Origin of the sequence: Exiguobacterium sp. SH4S7, assembly GCF_004336795.1 — a bacterium.
GTDB classification, from domain to species: Bacteria; Bacillota; Bacilli; order Exiguobacteriales; family Exiguobacteriaceae; genus Exiguobacterium; species Exiguobacterium aurantiacum_A.
The window spans coordinates 38,718-53,528 of the sequence record NZ_SJUT01000004.1; the positions used below are offsets into that span (position 1 = coordinate 38,718).

Below are 14,811 nucleotides of genomic sequence, written 5' to 3' on the forward strand. Positions count from 1 at the left end.
GTGATAGACTCGCTAAAGAGGGTAAATAGGGTTGTAGTTTAAACTGAACTGATTCAGAGGAGGATTTATGAATATTCACCAATTTCGTATCGACCATAAAAATGGAATTCGCTTGAGCGACTTCCAAACGAGCATGCAAGACCGGCCGTCTGATGAGACGTTGACTGAGGAATTGATTCCAAAAAGTGTCGACAGGTTAAAAGAGTTACATTGGAAGCTATATGCCGAGGCTAAAAAGGGTGTCGTCGTCGTCTTGCAGGCGCTAGATGCCGGAGGGAAAGATGAAGCGATCAGCTATATCTTCTCAAACTTGAATGCCCAAGGGTTGAAGACGAACGCCTTCCAAAAGCCGTCGGACACCGAAAAGAAACATGACTACTTATGGCGGATGCACGATTTGATGCCGGAGCGGGGTCAAGTCGGTATTTTGAACCGATCGTATTACGAAGAAGTCATCGCACCCCGCGTCCACGATCTACTAGGCGACGAGGTGATCCCAGATGAAGCGAACGTATGGGCCGTGCGCTACCGTCAGATTAACGATTATGAGCAGTATCTTAAGGAGAACGGCTTTGAGGTCATCAAATTTTTCTTTAACGTCTCAAAAGAAGTGCAACGCGATCGTCTGCTCGAACGCTTGAAAGACCCGAAGAAGAATTGGGAGTTTTCATTCAGTGATGTCGAGGAGCGGAGACATTGGGACGATTACCAGGCCATCTTCGAAGACATGTTGTCGAATACGTCGACAAGTCAGGCACCATGGTATATTCTTCCGGCCGACGATGACTGGTACGCGCGTTACATCGTCTCGACCGTTATGATCGACGTGCTCGAGAACATCAATCCGCAGTTCCCGACGTTCACGGAAGAGGAGCAGGAAAAGATTGACGAGGCGATTAAAGAGTTAGAAAGTGAATGATTGAGCGTCGTGTACTGAAACGATTGATTTCCCTATTGCGTTGAAAGCGAATCCAATGTACAGTGGACGTATCGAATCAGACGTCAGACATCTATACAAAGGAGCAATCATTGTGGGGAATATTAGTTTGTTGTTCGGCGGCGTGGCACTGTTCATTAACAGCCTCGTCCTGTTTGGGAAAGTCGATATGAAAAGTGCCGGGGTGTTCAGCCTGTTCACCGGCATGTTCCAGGCGTTCATCGCGACATGGCTCGTCATCGGGGCGAGCCCGTCAGAACTGTTTGGATACGCAGGTATTTACTTGTTCGCATTCACGTATTTGTACGTCGGTGTGACGTTCATCTTTAACTTGGACGGACGCGGTGTCGGCTGGTTCTCACTGTTCGTCGCGATTTCGGCACTATTTTACGCCGTCGTCGGGTTCGCGAACGGTGACAGCATGGGCGCGGTGACGTGGTTGTTCTGGTCGTTCCTTTGGGGATTGTTCTTCTATGGGATGGCGCTGGAACGAGCGATCGACGGCGTGACAGCACGCGTCGCCTTCGTCCTCGCTTGGTTGACGTTGATCGTACCCGCATTGCTCGGCTTGGCCAATTTGATGACGCCGCTCTATGACGTCATTTGGTGGGCGGCGAGCGGTACGGCTGTTCTCTACTTTGCCTTCGCGATGTCGCGGTTCAAACGCCAAGTCGAGACGGCAAACTAAAAACGCTCATCCTGAGCGTTTTTAGTTTGCATGTTAAATTGTGTCTAAAGTGTGAAAAGTGGGAAAGGAGTAGGTAAAGGAGGCGGTCACAGATGAGTGATGGCTTGATTTTACTGCTCGGTTTATTAATCTGCGGTTGGATGCTGTTTGCGGTCGTGTTTGATGATACAATTAAAAGAAGAATTTGACGGGCCGTTTCCTTTTTAGGAACGGTCTTTCGTTTGAGGAGTGACAGAAATGAAAAAGACACCAGTCATCGTGATTGTCGGGCCGACGGCAGTCGGGAAGACGAAGACGGGCATCGAGCTCGCCAAGGCGTTCGACGGAGAAATCGTATCAGGCGACTCGGTCCAAGTGTACCGCGGAATGGATATCGGTTCCGCCAAAGTGACGGTCGAAGAGGCGGAAGGCGTACCGCATCATTTGATCGACATTTGTGACCCGGATGAAGCGATGAGCGTCGCCAAATTTCAACGTCTCGCCCGCGCGGCGATCGACGATATCTACTCGCGCGGGAAGGTGCCGATTGTAGTCGGTGGGACGGGCCTGTATATTCGGGCGATTTTATACGATTACGAGTTCACGGAGCGACCGGTCGATACGGAACTGCGTGCAGCGCTTGAAGCCGAAGCGGAAGCACACGGCGCCGAGGCGTTACATGACCGCTTGCGTGGCCTCGATCCGAGGCGCGCCGACATCATTCATCCAAATAATGTCCGCCGTGTCATCCGTGCCCTCGAAGTCGCGCTCTCAGGTGACGAGCAGGCAATGGATAGTGCCCCATCTGAGCATTACGATTATAAGTTGTTTGTCCTGCACGCCGATCGCGACGTCTTATATGAGCGGATCAATCATCGCGTCGATTTGATGATCGAAGCGGGTCTCATCGAAGAAGTCGAGCGCTTATTGCGTGCCGGGTACCGGGAGACACAGGCGCTACGGGCCATCGGCTATAAAGAAGTCGTGCCGTACTTAGACGGGAAACTGACGCGAGAGCGGATGACCGAGACGTTGAAACAACATACACGCCAGTTTGCAAAACGGCAATTAACGTGGTTCCGTCATCAATTTGATGGGATTTGGGTAGATATGGGAAAGAAATCATTTGAACTATCGTATAAAAATATCTATGATGAGGTTGAGGAGTTTTTTCGAAAATTCCGATTATTTGAACGAGACATAGACTAGGGGGAATGCAACATGAAGGCAAGCTATAACATCCAAGATCATTTTCTGAACCAATTGCGCAAAGAGATGGTTCCGACGACCGTGTTTTTAGTCAGTGGCTTCCAAATTCGCGGAGTCATCAAATCATTTGACAACTTCACAGTGATCGTCGAGTCGGAAGGGCGCCAACAGTTGATTTATAAACATGCGATTTCGACGTTCTCGCCAGCACGGAACGTCACGTTGTTCGAACCGGAAGCGGTCGAGATGACGGAAGGTTAATTGAAGCATAAGGAAAGAGCGGCCCGGGGACCGCTCTTTTCTTATGCCGTTTTTATGTTGCGGTCATCATGGAGCGCCTCGAGGACGCGATGGATGGCGCAGCCACCGAGCAACGAGTCGAGTTGCTCGCACATTTGGGCGGGACTCGACCGATACAAGTGCGTATACGTCCGTTTCCACGAGCGGTCGGCCGACTGGATGCGGACGAGCAGGTCGGCGTGACCGAGCTCTTTCAGCTTATCGATATTCATCCGGTTCGTCCGGGCGAAGGCAGATAAGACGACCGCTTTCGCGAGCGGTGTTTGCACCGGATACCCTGAGACGATTAAAGCGGCCATCGCTCCTTTCATCTCATGCGCGACGACCGAGTCGATGAGGTCGTCGTGCGTATATGGATTTCCAGCGTGACCGGCGACTGCCTGCTCAAGCTCATTGTCTGATACGGGACAGACCGCCCCTTCGAGGATACCGTCAATCGTTGGATGGACATCTGCATAACGTGCCGCTTCCCCTGTCGCGATCAACCGTTCATACGTGTCTAGTAGTGAAATCATCATCATTCCCCCTTTTTGTAACTACTTATATCGTAACAATATAGGTAAGCGCTTTCAATATATTCCTCACAAGTTTCTGACCAGTAACGAAAGTATGTTCGCCTCGAACGATAAAACACGATACAATGGGCAAAGAGAAGAAAAAGGGGGTCATATCATGAATTATTATCAACAGATCGACGCGGTCGCAGGTGGTGGTACGTTCGACCGGGCCAGGTTTCAAGTTCCGAAAGTCGAGAAGTCGACGCTTCGGCTAACGGATTTGTCGGACGGGACACCGATTCAGACGAATGCGCTCGTCAGTTCGGTCGAGGTGCGGGAAGGGAAGTCTGGCGCCAAATGGTTGCAACTTAATTTGACGACGTCTGGCGGGCTGATCCGGGCCAAACATTGGCTGCGGGGCAACGAAGATCAACTGCTACCGATTTACGAATCGGGCGTGATCGCCTTAGAAGGAAAGATTGACGTCTATCCGAAGCCGGACGGCGCCAAATCGATCACGATCGATCGTGTCCAACCGATGTCCCGGGACGAGGCGGTGTCGCTCTTACCTGGACTTCCAGGCGACGAGACGTTCGATCAGTATGCCGAAGAGCTGTTCGCGATTTTGTCGACGCTGTCTCCGGACTATGAGGCGATCGCGTTGGCGCTCCTCGATCAATATTGGGACGATTTCGTATTGGCCCCGGCTGCTCTCTACCATCACCACAACTACGTCGGTGGACTGTTAAAACATACGGTCTGCATGTTGCGACTCGGTTACCGCATCCAAGAGCAAGACGATTATTTGGCGACTGCGTTCCGGATCATCAAAGAAGCCGAGCAGTTGCACAAAGTAGACGTATGGAATACGATGAACGGTGTTAAAGTCGAGCAGGCGTTCCGTGGGACGTTTGAGTCGCTCTATACGGCGTGTGAGGCGATGGCAGAACTGAAAGAACCGCTCCGCTGGGACGAACTCGCGCTCGGTATCTTGTTCCATGACATCGGCAAGTTGTTCGAATACAGTCATCTGTTGTCGTCACCGAGACGGTTCGAGCAGCTGTTTTACGTCACCGGCACGAGTGAGACGACAGGGATCGCCATCAATCCGATGGGGAGTCTGGTCGGTCACATGCCATACGGAGGGCTGTTGTTCGAGAAGAGTCAACAAGCCGCCGGCATCACGTTGCCGCTTGACGTCCACCACCGGATTTGGCATATGATCTTGTCCCACCACGGAAAACGGGAATGGGGTTCTAGCGTCCTGCCGGCCACGACCGAAGGGTGGCTGCTTCATTTGATCGACTTGTTGGACGCTCGCTACGAGAAGTGGGCACGGGTCCACGAAAATTTATAAAGTGAGGTGCAAGGCATGATTCCCGTGCAATTAGTGACCGGCTTTTTAGGCGCCGGAAAAACGACATATATGAACCGTCTTTTAGAAGCGACGGACGAACGATTGCTCTTGATCGTCAACGAGCTCGGCTCGGTCAACATTGACGAACAATTGATCGTCAACATGGATCAAGAACAGATCGAACTGTCGAACGGTTGTATTTGTTGTTCAATCCAAAATGATTTGAGTAAGACGTTTTATCAACTCGCCTCGCGAGGCGAGTCGTTCGATCGCATCGTCATCGAGACGACAGGTGTTGCCGACCCGGCTCCAATCATCCAGACGATTTATTACGACGATTACTTACGATCGCGCTTTAAACTGACGGCGATTTTGACCGTCGTCGATGCGAGCCAGATGGACCGCGAACTGTTCATCGAAGGTATCCATCAAATCGCCTATGCCGATGTGATCTTGCTCAACAAAGTCGATCTCGTCAGCGAGGCCGAGCTCGGGCGTGCCCACGGCCGGATTCGTGAATTGAACCCGACCGTACGTGTCATCGAGACAGAGCAGACGGTCGGAGCGTATGAGTTACTCGAGAATACGTTCCAGCTCTCCCGCATCGATGAACGTCTGCTCGGCGAGCTGACAGCCGGACATACGTCCGTCTCGACGCTGCGGGCTATCACGATCACGACCGACGTGCCGTTAAACCGCGAGCGGGTCACGCGTTACGTCAGAGAAGTGCTCATGCACTATGAACAAGACGTCTATCGTCTCAAAGCGATTGTCCGTATTGAAGGCGAGTCTTCAAAATTTGTCGTCCAGGCGACGAACCAGTTGATGGGCGCGACGTTCGCCAATGAACCGAGCGACGATACCCGGTCTGTTTTTGTCTGGATCGGCAAAGAACTTGACCGGGAAGCGCTTGAACGCGGGATGAAAGCTTGTGAGGTGAATGAACGATGAGATTGATGCTAGTAGATGGATTTAACTTATTATCACGTTATTATTTTGCGACCGAACGACGCCGGGCGCTCGACCCCGAAGTGACGTTGAAAGGTTTGCTCCGTAAAGTCGACGGCTGGACGAACGAGTTTACCCATATCGCTTTCTTTTGGGACGGACCGATTGAAACGACGCATCGGTTCGCCTTGTTCCCTGACTATAAGGCGACCCGGACCGGTCTGCCGGAACCGTTGTTTCATGATTACGTCAAACTGCGGGCCGCGCTCACGGAACGCGGCATCTTTCAGTCTGAGCTGGCCGGGTACGAGGCGGACGATTTGATGGGGGCCGTCGCGACGGCGTTTCCCGGGGAATCGTACATGTACTCGTCCGACCGGGACTTGCATCAACTGTTATCCCCGAACGTGTTTCAAATCGTCCCTAAAAAAGGTGAGGAACTGTTGATGAGCCGGGAATTGTTCGAAGCGACGTACGGGGTGAGACCGTTACAGTTCGTCGATGTGAAGGCGCTCCAAGGCGATGCGTCGGACAACATTCCGGGCGTCAAAGGGATCGGTCCGAAGACGGCGACGATCCTCGTGCAGTCATACGATACCGTCGAGCAATTATACGAGCTGTTGCGAACGGAACAGTTGCTTGAAGCACATCAAAAGTATGCGAAAAAATTGGACGGTCACGAAGAAGTCGCGTTGCTGTCGAAGCGTCTGTCACAAATCGATATCGACGCTCCGATCGAGACCGACTGGGAGGCGTACCGCTTTGGTTCACGTTTATTTTGACGCGGCCACGAATCAACAGACCGGGGAGAACGGGCTCGGTGTCTGGCTAAAGGCGTCCGATGGGACGGTCGTTACGTTCACAGAGAAGCGGACCGGGCTATCGAGCGTTCAAGCCGAGCTCGCGGCACTCGTCTTCGCGCTCAAACAAGCTGAAGCGCTCGAAGGGGAGTCGACGTTCCTGTTTTATTCAGACGCCGAGACAATCGTGCGTGCGCTCGAGCAACGCTTTATGAAAGACAAATCGGTCAAACCGCTATTTCTTGAGGCGTTGATCGCCTACGACGAACTGCCGGTCACGTTCATCAAGTGGATCCCACGGGCAGACAACCGGGCTGACTCGGTCGCAAAGGCAGCGCTGCTTGGCAGATGAAGAAGTCGAGACGTGTCTCGACTTTTTTTCGATTCTCATAGGCGCACGTTTCTTTTTTGCAAAAATTTCGCTAAAATGAAAGCGTAGTCAAAAAAAGAGGGGGAATTTTCATGGATTATCGGATCGAACGGGACACGATGGGGGAAATCAACGTCCCAGCTTCAGCAAAATGGGGAGCACAAACACAACGAAGCTTAGAGAACTTTAAAATCGGGACGGAGAAAATGCCGCTCGAAGTCGTTCATGCGTTCGCGATTCTGAAAAAAGGCGCGGCCTTGGCCAACGCTGAATTAGGGGTCCTCGAGCAGGGCAAGGCGGACATTATCGCCGAGGTCGCAGATGAGATTGTGGCGGGTGATCATGACGCCGAGTTCCCACTCGTCGTCTGGCAGACAGGATCAGGCACACAATCCAATATGAACGTCAACGAAGTGATCGCCCACTTGGCGAACGACAAGTTAAAAGCACGCGGGCAGACGCTGACGATTCATCCGAACGATGACGTCAACAAGTCACAAAGTTCAAACGACACGTATCCGACTGCGATGCATATCGCCGCCATCCTTGCCGTCGAGGATAAAGTCATTCCGGCGATTGAAGCGCTCCATGCGACGCTCGACAAGAAGGCCGAAACGTATATGGACGTCGTGAAGATCGGGCGCACCCACTTGCAGGACGCGACGCCGGTCACGCTCGGGCAAGAGATCAGCGGCTGGGTCCGCATGCTTGAACTATCGAAACAGATGATTGAACGGACGCTTGAACCGTTAACAGAACTCGCGCTCGGTGGGACAGCGGTCGGGACAGGCATCAACGCGCATCCGGATTTCGGTGAAGTTGTCGCTGCCAAAATTTCGACTGAGACCGGTAAACGTTTCGTGACGGCCGTGAACAAGTTCCACGCGCTCACGAGTCACGATCAACTCGTCTTCACGCACGGGGCGTTGAAGGCGCTCGCAATGGACGCGATGAAGATCGCCAACGACGTCCGCTGGCTCGCTTCTGGTCCTCGTGCCGGGATTGGCGAGATCACGATTCCTGAAAATGAACCGGGTAGCTCGATCATGCCTGGAAAAGTGAACCCGACGCAAAGTGAGGCGTTGACGATGGTCGCGGCCCAAGTTCTCGGCAACGATACGACGATCGGGTTCGGCGCGAGCCAAGGGAACTTCGAATTGAACGTCTTTAAGCCGGTCATCATGTACAACTTTTTACAGACGTGCCGTTTATTGACAGACAGCCTTCATTCGTTCGATGTGCACTGTGCCGTCGGGATTGAGCCGGATTTAGATGTGATCGCCCATAACGTCGAGCGCTCGCTTATGCTCGTCACGGCGTTGAATCCGCACATCGGCTATGAAAATGCTGCGAAGATTGCCAAGCATGCCCATAAAAAAGGCATCTCATTGAAAGAGTCAGCGCTCGAGACAGGTCTATTGACTGAAGAGCAGTTCGACCAGTGGATTCGTCCGGAAGAGATGACATCACCTAATCTAAAAGTTGGAAAATAACAGGAAGAGCGGTCGTTGAACCGCTTTTTTTTTGATTTTATAGGACGTTTGAACTAGATTAATGTCAAACAATAGGAATTAAATGAGGAAATAGTTGTATTTTCGCGGGTGAAGTCGCATAATCAGAGACAGAAGCGAATATCGGGGAGAACGAAACTGGGGGGTCGGGCATGGAGCAACATCAACTCACAGATCGCGTATATGGAATTTTGGCGAAAATCACGGAAGCTAGACAGATTCAAAAAACCGAAATCGAATTTTTATTAGATTGGATGAAAACGGAAGTCAAAAACCGTCGACTCATGCATCTGCTTGAGATTTTTAGTCGGGTCGAGTCTGACGTGCGTGAACTGCCGCCCGTCTTGACGCAGTCAGAAGCGATTGCGTTGATTGCGCCGGTCAAACGTTATATTCATACGGTTTTGGGAATCGAACAAGAAGATGAAGACTTAGTATTGATTTTATCGGGTAGTTTCTCTACGTTTAGTCGCTACAAACCGAGAGTTGAAAAGTTAGGGGCGAGGCCGGTGTTTCTGCAGACGATCGCAGAAGCGGTCGAGTACGATTATGAAGACGTCCCGAAAGCGATCGTCATGGATGTCGAACTATGGTCTCACTTCCCAGAGCGAGACATTCAGTCGTTCGTCAGCAAAATGAAGAAACTTTATGTGCCGCTCATCGTCATCGGGACGAATGAGCATTATCGCTTGGCCGCTTATTCATACGGCTTTGATGATTACTGGGAATCGTGGATCCCGATGGAAGAACGGCTCGTCCGGCTCGGCTTACATATTGAAAAGGCACGGCTCGTCTCAAACGCGCTTCTCGTCGATGAATTGACGGGCGCTTTTAACCGTAAATACTTAAAAGCGACGTTCAGCCGGTTCGTCTCCCGCTTAGAACGTTCCGGAGAGAGCTTCACGCTCGCACTTTTAGACATCGATCACTTTAAGCAGTTAAATGACACGTTTGGCCATGCGTATGGCGACGAAGTGTTGCATCGCATCGCCGAAGAAATCCGTCTAGCCATCCGCTCGAGCGATGAGTTGATTCGGTACGGCGGCGAAGAGTTTTTGGTCATCCTTAACGTTTCCGACCGGACCGTCGTCGACGCGGTACTTGAACGGGTCAGGACGCGGATCGAGCAGATGGAGTTTCCTTATGAGCACCATGTCACCGTGTCAATCGGTTATACGCGCGTCTGTCAGACCGGGATGACGCTCGGAGAGTGGTGCGCCTATGCCGACGAGGCCTTGTATAAAGCGAAGCGTGACGGGCGTAACCGCATCATCCGTTATTCGTCTGCAGTTCGAGAAGAGAAGCGTCTCGCTTATGTGACGATGAGCCCGCAAAAATACGCCTCACTAGCCGAACAGCTGCCGAAACAACATCGGCGCTACGAGGTCGTCTATCGACCGTACGACTTATACGCCTGTAACGATAACGTCGAGATGTTCATCTTAGACGAGTCGGGGTCGACCGCGACGAAAGGGACGCTATCGGCCGTGAAAGAACAACGCGGCAAGTATAGCCATATCCTTGCCGTCACGAAGCGAACGGCGACCGAGCTCGGGACGCTGTACGATGATTTGGCGGAGCAAGACCGTAACGACGTCATCACAGAAAAAATTGAGCAATGGCTTGAAAAATTACCGGATTGAAAAAGACATCGATTTCATTCGATGTCTTTTTTGTCGTATTGGCGGAACGTGAAACTATAATCATGTCGCTCATCTTTCGGATGGAACTGTTCTTCCGTGACGATGAGATTTTGCGGCGTGAGCGGATAATACGTGTCCGCCTCGAACGTCCCGTCGACTTCGGTAATATAGAAGCGTTCGGTGACTGGCATCGTCTGTTCATAAAGCGTCGCCCCGCCGATGACCAAGAAGTCCTCGGTGTCGCGCGCGGTGAGGATGCGATCGAGGTCGTGCCAGACTTCGACGTCGGGTGCTGAAAATTCACGGTTCGACGTGACGACGATGTTGCGCCGGTTCGGAAGCGCCCGGCCGATCGATTCAAACGTCTTTCGACCCATGACGACCGTCTGACCCGTGGTGACGGCTTTGAAGTATTTCAAGTCGTCAGGCAGGCGCCAGAGCAAAGCGTTGTCTTTCCCGATTTCACGATTTGATCCACAAGCGACGACATGGATGATCATACGCTGACCGCTCCTTTAATGTGCGGGTGCGGGTCGTAACCGACGAGTTCAAAGTCCTCGAACCGGAAGTCCTCGATCGATGATACGTCACGCAAGATGTTCAGTTTCGGAAGCGGGCGCGTGTCACGCGTCAGCTGCAGCTTCACTTGCTCGAGGTGATTATGATAGATGTGCGCGTCACCGAGCGTGTGGACGAAATCGCCGACCTCAAGACCGGTCACGTGGGCGACCATGTGCGTCAGCAAGGCGTATGACGCGATATTGAACGGCACACCGAGGAACGTGTCGGCGCTGCGTTGATACAACTGGCATGATAGTTTGCCGTCGGCGACGTAAAACTGGAACAACAGATGGCACGGCGGGAGCGCCATGTCCTCGAGTTGACCAGGGTTCCAAGCAGACACGACGAGTCGACGAGAGTCGGGATTCGTCTTGATCTGTTCGATCACTTGGGCGAGTTGATCGACACTCGAGCCGTCTGGTTTCGGGAACGAGCGCCACTGGGCACCGTATACCGGGCCAAGATTGCCGTCCTCATCCGCCCATTCGTTCCAGATACGGACACCGTTGTCTTGTAGGTAACGGACGTTCGTGTCGCCAGAGATGAACCAAAGCAGTTCATGGATGATCGAGCGCGTATGTAATTTCTTTGTCGTGATGAGCGGGAACCCGTCCTGCAGGTTGAAGCGCATCTGATAGCCGAACACGCTCGTCGTACCGGTACCGGTCCGGTCTTCTTTGACGACGCCGTGGTCCAGAATATGGTTACATAAGTCGTGGTATTGTTTCATGGTAGGTGTGCCCCCTTTTCAATCATTCATTTCTAACGTTATCACATCTACCACAAGATGTAGATGATTTCTTGACTGTAAAATCGATATACAGCTACGAGACAGTGATTATTCGTTTTCGGGATGTCCGATTTCGGGTATACTAGGGAAAGACAATTAAAGGGAGGGATTCGATGAAGTTACAAGGTATGAATATTTTGCAGATCGTCAGTGACGACTTTGAAGACTTAGAGCTCTGGTATCCGGTCCACCGGTTACGTGAAGAAGGGGCGAACGTCATCCTCGCCGGCGAGAAAGCGGATCACGCTTATATTGGGAAGTATGGCGTCCCGGCCAAGTCGGACGTGGCGTTCGACGACGTCGACATCTCGTCGTATGATGCGTTGCTCGTCCCGGGCGGCTGGTCGCCCGACTTGTTGCGCCGTTTCGACTCGGTGAAAGGCTTCGTCCGCTACATGGATGAGCAAAAACGGCCGATCGGTCAAATCTGTCACGCGGGCTGGGTATTGATTTCAGCCAACATCCTTCAAGGCGTCAACGTGACGAGTACACCGGGCATTAAAGACGACATGGAAAACGCGGGCGCGATCTGGCACGATGAGTCGGTCGTCGTCGATGGCCATATCGTCTCGAGCCGTCGTCCGCCAGATCTGCCCGACTATATGCGTGAGTTTATCAAGGTCATGGCCAAAAACTGAAAAAAGAATAAAGGAGATTTCTACAGTTGAACTTAAAATCTAACCCAATTCTCCGTAAATCGATGGAGTCGACTGCTTATAGCACGGAGCCGATGACGAAAGCCGGTACGTGGTCGAAAGTGTTCACGTTGCTCTTGCTCGTGACGGCCGCGGCTGGTACGACATGGCTGCTCGTTCCGACGATCGGGGAAGCGCTCTTGTTCCCACTCATGATCGGCTCGCTCATTCTTGGCTTGATCATGGCGCTCATCATCACCTTCAAACCGAACACGGCGCCTGTCGTCGCACCACTCTACGGCATCGTCGAAGGGGTGTTCGTCGGTTCGATTTCGTACTTCTTTGAAGCGATGGCACCGGGCATCGTCGGTCGCGCCGTCTTGACGACGTTTATCGTCGCGTTCGCGATGTGGTTCGTCTATTCTACCGGGCTCGTCAAAGTGACGCAAAAGTTCCGGGCCGGTGTCACGGCCGCGATCTTCACGGTCATGCTATTGTATCTCGTCCAGATCGGCATGAGTTTCTTCGGTTCCGGACTTCCGTTCATGACGGGGTCGTCACCGCTCGCGATCGGTGTCCAGTTCGTCATCGTCATCATCGCCTCACTTGCGCTCGTCCTCGACTTCGACTATATCGCACGTCAAGTCGAAGCCCGGGCACCGAAGCAGTTGGAATGGGTGGCGGCGTTTGGATTGATTGTAACGCTCGTCTGGCTCTATATCGAATTGCTCGACTTATTGTACCGCCTCGCGATGCGAGACTGATCATCGGCCTTGGGCCGATGATTTTTTTAGGAAGACAGGAAAGGATGTGACCGCCCTCGCGATTAAAGGGGGCGAAACTTATGAAAAAAATTATTATCATCGGTTCGGGCATCGTCGGCATCTCGGCTGCCTATCATTTGGCCGGGAAAGCCGACGTCACCGTCATCGATCGAAAAGAAGTGGGCCGGGCGACCGACGCGGCCGCAGGCATCGTCTGTCCGTGGATCGCCCAACGCCGCAATAAAGCCTGGTACGCGCTCGCCAAAGGCGGTGCCCGCTATTATAGAGACGTCGTCGCCGAGTTAATGAATGAGGGTGAGCGTGATACCGGCTATAAACGCGTCGGGACGCTCGCGTTGCATGAAGACAAGAAGTTGAACGAGATGCTTGAGCGGACGACGCTGCGCCGGGAAGAGGCACCAGAGATCGGTGAGTTAACTCGACTGTCGGCTGAAGAGGCGAAAGTTCTTTTCCCACCGCTGTCAGATGAATACGATGCGCTCCTCGTCGAGGGCGGGGCCCGCGTCGATGGCGAGAAGTTGCGCGCGGCGCTCGAACGTGTCGCCGTCAAACGTGGCGTGAAACTTATCGACGGCTCTGCCGTTCTCGTCGAAGAAGACGGCTATCACGTCGAATGTGACGGCGTCCGCTACGATGCGGACGAAATCATTTTGGCGTGTGGGGCCTGGTTGCCTGAACTGCTCGAGCCGATCGGTTATACGGCACGCGTCTCGGGGGAGAAAGCGCAAATCGTCCACGTCCAGTTACCAAACGTCGATGCGTCAGATTGGCCGGTCGTCATGCCGCCGCGACGCCGGTATTTGCTCGGGTTCGAAGGGGGTCGGGTCGTCATCGGTTCGACGCATGAGCGGGGCAAGGCGTTCGACGCACGCCCGACGGCGGTCGGTGTCCATGAAGTGCTCGCAAAAGGTCTGGAGTCGGCGCCTGGCTTAGCAGAAGCCGAATTGATCGAGACGCGTGTCGGTTTCCGTCCGGTCACACCGAACTCGATCCCGATTCTTGGTCGTGTGCCGGGGGCGGAGAAATTACTCGTCGCCAACGGTCTCGGTTCATCGGGCTTGACGGTCGGCCCGTTTATCGGCAAAGTACTTGCAGACTTGGTGCTGACGGGAGACTGCGAACTTGATCTGTCGCTTTATCCGATAGAAGACCATGTCTACCGACAACTGCAGTGAACGAAACAGGCGACAATCCGCGGATTGTCGCCTGTTTTAACGGCTTCGTCGCATGATCCCGTGCAAGAAAAAATGAAAATACTCCTGCATCGTCTCGGTCATTTCGTGCGAAGTGAAATCTGGATCTGATAAAACTGCCTGTTGCATCAAGCGAACGTAACGAAGGTAAGCATCGGTCGATACGTCTGGGTCGATCGCCCCGGTCGTCTTGCCGTACTCGATCAAGCTTCGAAACGCGGCATAGCCACGGGCCGCGAGTTGTTGCCATGACGGGTCGGCCGTGACGATTGATAACACCGCGTCATCGAACAATGCCGCCGATTCAATTTTCCGTCTTAATATCTCAATCAGTAACTCCTCGAACGGGATGTGTTCCCCGATGCGCTCCTCGATCCAGCCCATCTCATCTTCGGTCAGACGCGTGAGCACTTGAAGGACGACTTGTTCCTTCGAGCCGAAGTAATTGTAAATTGAGACAGGTGAGACTGAGGCAGAGCGGGCAAGTTCACTGATCGTGAAGCGTGACTGCTTCTCGCTCATCAGCGACTTGGCGGCGTCAAGTATGGCCCGTTGTTTCGTCTCCGTCCGTTTCGTAAAACCGTCCACCTTCATCCCTCTTCTCCATT

The 14,811-nt window shown here is 52.8% G+C and carries 17 protein-coding genes; 13 read left to right on the forward strand and 4 right to left on the reverse strand.

Going from position 1 to position 14,811, the window contains the following annotated elements; translation table 11 throughout:
* Positions 1–67: 67 nt before the first annotated feature.
* From EVJ29_RS09190 to hfq, 4 genes are all read left to right on the forward strand, one after another.
* Entirely contained in the window at positions 68–919 is an 852-nt protein-coding gene (locus tag EVJ29_RS09190) for a PPK2 family polyphosphate kinase (protein ID WP_131465168.1), read from the forward strand.
* 112 nt (positions 920–1,031) lie between these two features.
* On the forward strand, positions 1,032–1,625 hold the full coding sequence (locus EVJ29_RS09195) for an AmiS/UreI family transporter (RefSeq protein WP_131440514.1): 594 nt from the start codon (positions 1,032–1,034) through the stop codon (positions 1,623–1,625).
* A gap of 237 nt (positions 1,626–1,862) precedes the next feature.
* Positions 1,863–2,813 (forward strand): tRNA (adenosine(37)-N6)-dimethylallyltransferase MiaA, encoded by a 951-nt coding sequence (gene miaA / locus EVJ29_RS09200; RefSeq protein WP_070327357.1) that lies wholly within the window; start codon positions 1,863–1,865, stop codon positions 2,811–2,813.
* A gap of 12 nt (positions 2,814–2,825) precedes the next feature.
* Complete coding sequence (gene hfq, locus EVJ29_RS09205) at positions 2,826–3,074, forward strand: RNA chaperone Hfq (RefSeq protein WP_016509830.1); 249 nt, start codon at positions 2,826–2,828, stop codon at positions 3,072–3,074.
* 41 nt (positions 3,075–3,115) lie between these two features.
* Here hfq and EVJ29_RS09210 read toward each other — a convergent pair whose 3' ends face one another.
* Positions 3,116–3,628: a hypothetical protein gene (locus EVJ29_RS09210; protein WP_236633493.1), complete on the reverse strand. Its 513-nt coding sequence runs from the start codon at positions 3,626–3,628 to the stop codon at positions 3,116–3,118.
* Positions 3,629–3,785: 157 nt separating this feature from the next.
* On the opposite strand from EVJ29_RS09210, the gene EVJ29_RS09215 reads away from it, so the two are divergent.
* The 6 genes from EVJ29_RS09215 to EVJ29_RS09240 all read left to right on the forward strand — a co-directional run bounded on the left by EVJ29_RS09215 (position 3,786) and on the right by EVJ29_RS09240 (position 10,239).
* Positions 3,786–4,967, forward strand: a complete 1,182-nt coding sequence (locus EVJ29_RS09215; protein ID WP_236633494.1) for a DNA-binding protein — start codon at positions 3,786–3,788, stop codon at positions 4,965–4,967.
* Positions 4,968–4,982: 15 nt separating this feature from the next.
* Positions 4,983–5,918 carry a CobW family GTP-binding protein gene (locus tag EVJ29_RS09220; RefSeq protein WP_131505002.1) on the forward strand — a complete coding sequence of 312 codons (936 nt, stop codon included), beginning with the start codon at positions 4,983–4,985 and terminating at the stop codon, positions 5,916–5,918.
* Positions 5,915–6,697: a 5'-3' exonuclease gene (locus EVJ29_RS09225; RefSeq protein ID WP_131465162.1), complete on the forward strand. Its 783-nt coding sequence runs from the start codon at positions 5,915–5,917 to the stop codon at positions 6,695–6,697. Before EVJ29_RS09220 ends, EVJ29_RS09225 begins: the two co-directional genes overlap by 4 nt.
* Positions 6,678–7,067: a reverse transcriptase-like protein gene (locus tag EVJ29_RS09230; RefSeq protein WP_131440526.1), complete on the forward strand. Its 390-nt coding sequence runs from the start codon at positions 6,678–6,680 to the stop codon at positions 7,065–7,067. Before EVJ29_RS09225 ends, EVJ29_RS09230 begins: the two co-directional genes overlap by 20 nt.
* A gap of 110 nt (positions 7,068–7,177) precedes the next feature.
* Complete coding sequence (gene fumC / locus EVJ29_RS09235) at positions 7,178–8,578, forward strand: class II fumarate hydratase (RefSeq protein WP_070327351.1); 1,401 nt, start codon at positions 7,178–7,180, stop codon at positions 8,576–8,578.
* A 170-nt stretch (positions 8,579–8,748) separates the two neighbouring features.
* Positions 8,749–10,239 (forward strand): GGDEF domain-containing protein, encoded by a 1,491-nt coding sequence (locus EVJ29_RS09240; protein WP_131465158.1) that lies wholly within the window; start codon positions 8,749–8,751, stop codon positions 10,237–10,239.
* A 14-nt stretch (positions 10,240–10,253) separates the two neighbouring features.
* On the opposite strand, the gene EVJ29_RS09245 is transcribed toward EVJ29_RS09240, so the two are convergent.
* Both EVJ29_RS09245 and EVJ29_RS09250 read right to left on the reverse strand, forming a co-directional pair.
* Positions 10,254–10,739, reverse strand: coding sequence for a dihydrofolate reductase (locus tag EVJ29_RS09245; RefSeq protein ID WP_131505003.1), 486 nt, complete (start codon positions 10,737–10,739; stop codon positions 10,254–10,256).
* Positions 10,736–11,530, reverse strand: coding sequence for a thymidylate synthase (locus tag EVJ29_RS09250; protein ID WP_131465154.1), 795 nt, complete (start codon positions 11,528–11,530; stop codon positions 10,736–10,738). Before EVJ29_RS09250 ends, EVJ29_RS09245 begins: the two co-directional genes overlap by 4 nt.
* 173 nt (positions 11,531–11,703) lie before the next feature.
* Between EVJ29_RS09250 and EVJ29_RS09255 the strand changes: the two genes are divergently transcribed.
* The 3 genes from EVJ29_RS09255 (at position 11,704) to EVJ29_RS09265 (ending at position 14,185) form a co-directional block, all read left to right on the forward strand.
* Positions 11,704–12,228 (forward strand): type 1 glutamine amidotransferase domain-containing protein, encoded by a 525-nt coding sequence (locus EVJ29_RS09255; protein ID WP_131505004.1) that lies wholly within the window; start codon positions 11,704–11,706, stop codon positions 12,226–12,228.
* Between the two features lie 26 nt (positions 12,229–12,254).
* Complete coding sequence (locus EVJ29_RS09260) at positions 12,255–12,989, forward strand: Bax inhibitor-1/YccA family protein (RefSeq protein WP_084812878.1); 735 nt, start codon at positions 12,255–12,257, stop codon at positions 12,987–12,989.
* 80 nt (positions 12,990–13,069) lie between these two features.
* The gene (locus tag EVJ29_RS09265; protein ID WP_131465150.1) at positions 13,070–14,185 is read left to right on the forward strand and encodes an NAD(P)/FAD-dependent oxidoreductase; all 1,116 of its coding nucleotides are present in this window, start codon (positions 13,070–13,072) and stop codon (positions 14,183–14,185) included.
* Between the two features lie 36 nt (positions 14,186–14,221).
* Here EVJ29_RS09265 and EVJ29_RS09270 read toward each other — a convergent pair whose 3' ends face one another.
* Complete coding sequence (locus EVJ29_RS09270; RefSeq protein ID WP_236633495.1) at positions 14,222–14,797, reverse strand: TetR/AcrR family transcriptional regulator; 576 nt, start codon at positions 14,795–14,797, stop codon at positions 14,222–14,224.
* Positions 14,798–14,811: the final 14 nt, after the last annotated feature.

What these genes read in the sequence shown, in the direction of transcription:
- EVJ29_RS09220 (WP_131505002.1), top strand. Translation starts at nt 4,983, where the DNA reads ATGATTCCCGTGCAATTAGTGACCGGCTTTTTAGGCGCCGGAAAAACG.
- EVJ29_RS09270 (WP_236633495.1), bottom strand. Translation starts at nt 14,797, where the DNA reads ATGAAGGTGGACGGTTTTACGAAACGGACGGAGACGAAACAACGGGCC.
- hfq (WP_016509830.1), top strand. Translation starts at nt 2,826, where the DNA reads ATGAAGGCAAGCTATAACATCCAAGATCATTTTCTGAACCAATTGCGC.
- EVJ29_RS09250 (WP_131465154.1), bottom strand. Translation starts at nt 11,530, where the DNA reads ATGAAACAATACCACGACTTATGTAACCATATTCTGGACCACGGCGTC.
- EVJ29_RS09255 (WP_131505004.1), top strand. Translation starts at nt 11,704, where the DNA reads ATGAAGTTACAAGGTATGAATATTTTGCAGATCGTCAGTGACGACTTT.
- fumC (WP_070327351.1), top strand. Translation starts at nt 7,178, where the DNA reads ATGGATTATCGGATCGAACGGGACACGATGGGGGAAATCAACGTCCCA.
- EVJ29_RS09225 (WP_131465162.1), top strand. Translation starts at nt 5,915, where the DNA reads ATGAGATTGATGCTAGTAGATGGATTTAACTTATTATCACGTTATTAT.
- EVJ29_RS09245 (WP_131505003.1), bottom strand. Translation starts at nt 10,739, where the DNA reads ATGATCATCCATGTCGTCGCTTGTGGATCAAATCGTGAAATCGGGAAA.
- miaA (WP_070327357.1), top strand. Translation starts at nt 1,863, where the DNA reads ATGAAAAAGACACCAGTCATCGTGATTGTCGGGCCGACGGCAGTCGGG.
- EVJ29_RS09215 (WP_236633494.1), top strand. Translation starts at nt 3,786, where the DNA reads ATGAATTATTATCAACAGATCGACGCGGTCGCAGGTGGTGGTACGTTC.
- EVJ29_RS09240 (WP_131465158.1), top strand. Translation starts at nt 8,749, where the DNA reads ATGGAGCAACATCAACTCACAGATCGCGTATATGGAATTTTGGCGAAA.
- EVJ29_RS09210 (WP_236633493.1), bottom strand. Translation starts at nt 3,628, where the DNA reads ATGATTTCACTACTAGACACGTATGAACGGTTGATCGCGACAGGGGAA.
- EVJ29_RS09190 (WP_131465168.1), top strand. Translation starts at nt 68, where the DNA reads ATGAATATTCACCAATTTCGTATCGACCATAAAAATGGAATTCGCTTG.
- EVJ29_RS09265 (WP_131465150.1), top strand. Translation starts at nt 13,070, where the DNA reads ATGAAAAAAATTATTATCATCGGTTCGGGCATCGTCGGCATCTCGGCT.